This window comes from Nonomuraea endophytica (genome assembly GCF_014203235.1).
Taxonomy (GTDB): Bacteria; Actinomycetota; Actinomycetes; order Streptosporangiales; family Streptosporangiaceae; genus Nonomuraea; species Nonomuraea endophytica.
In genome coordinates, this window is sequence record NZ_JACHIN010000040.1 from 1,370 (window position 1) to 3,114 (window position 1,745).

The following is a 1,745-nucleotide window of genomic DNA, read 5'->3' on the forward strand; positions in this document are numbered from 1 at the left end:
GGCTACATGCTTACCCCAGGACAACCATCGCCTGGGCTGGACTACCTTCCTGCGTCACCCCATCGCTTACCTACTACTCAATCGGTTCGAGCGTTCGGCCAAAGACAAGACCCGAAGGCCTACATCCCTGACTTAAGGACTCTTAGCATCAAAAGGTTCAGTATGGGCGCGTTGAAGCGGGTACGGGAATATCAACCCGTTGTCCATCGACTACGCCTGTCGGCCTCGCCTTAGGTCCCGACTTACCCTGGGCGGATTAGCCTGGCCCAGGAACCCTTGGTCATCCGGCGGCAGGGTTTCTCACCCTGCATTCGCTACTCATGCCTGCATTCTCACTCGCACAGCCTCCACAACTAGATCACTCTGCTGCTTCGCCGGCTGCACGACGCTCCCCTACCCATCCAGCACACAAGGCGCTGAATGCCACGACTTCGGCGGTGTACTTGAGCCCCGCTACATTGTCGGCGCGGAATCACTTGACCAGTGAGCTATTACGCACTCTTTCAAGGGTGGCTGCTTCTAAGCCAACCTCCTGGTTGTCTCTGCGACTCCACATCCTTTCCCACTTAGCACACGCTTAGGGGCCTTAGTCGGTGATCTGGGCTGTTTCCCTCTCGACTACGAAGCTTATCCCCCGCAGTCTCACTGCCACGCTCTCACTTACCGGCATTCGGAGTTTGGCTGACGTCAGTAACCTTGTCGGGCCCATCGGCCATCCAGTGCTCTACCTCCGGCAAGAAACACGCGACGCTGCACCTAAATGCATTTCGGGGAGAACCAGCTATCACGGAGTTTGATTGGCCTTTCACCCCTACACACAGGTCATCCCCCAGGTTTTCAACCCTGGTGGGTTCGGTCCTCCACCCAGTCTTACCTGAGCTTCAACCTGCCCATGCGTAGATCACTCCGCTTCGGGTCTACAGCATGCGACTCAAACGCCCTCTTCAGACTCGCTTTCGCTACGGCTCCCCCACACGGGTTAACCTCGCCACACACCATAACTCGCAGGCTCATTCTTCAAAAGGCACGCAGTCACATCACACAGAGAACAAGTCTCTGCAAGCTCCTACGGCTTGTAGGCACACGGTTTCAGGTACTATTTCACGACCCCTCACCGGGGCACTTTTCACCTTTCCCTCACGGTACTCGTGCACTATCGGTCATCAGGAAGTATTTAGGCTTACCAGGTGGTCCTGGCAGATTCACACAGGATTTCTCGGGCCCCGTGCTACTTGGGATCCCCTCAAGAAGCCCTCAAGATTTCGCCTACCCGGCTCTCACGGTCTACGGCGCCCCTTCCCAGAGGCTTCAACTATCTCGAAGGTTTATCACTTCTTGTGGCTTCGGCAGAAACCACCAGAGGGTCCCACGACCCCCAACATGCAACGCCTGCCGGCTATCACACATGCCAGGTTTAGCCTCATCCGCTTTCGCTCACCACTACTCACGGAATCACTGTTGTTTTCTCTTCCTACGGGTACTGAGATGTTTCACTTCCCCGCGTTACCACCAACCGCCCTATACATTCAGGCGGAGGCAACACCACATGACTGGTGCTAGGTTTCCCCATTCGGACATCCCCGGATCAACGTCTGGTTGGCGACTCCCCGAGGCTTAACGCAGCCTCCCACGTCCTTCATCGGCTCCTGATGCCAAGGCATCCACCGTGTGCCCTAAAAAACTTGGCCACAAAGATGCTCGCGTCCACTATGCAAATCTCAAACAACAAACAGCAACCACCCCCA

At 56.1% G+C, this 1,745-nt stretch carries 1 rRNA gene (cut by a window edge); it reads right to left on the minus strand.

What is annotated here, in order from left to right:
* A 23S ribosomal RNA gene (locus tag HNR40_RS53385) occupies window positions 1-1,688 on the minus strand; it reaches 1,363 nt to the left of the window's first position.
* Window positions 1,689-1,745: the final 57 nt, after the last annotated feature.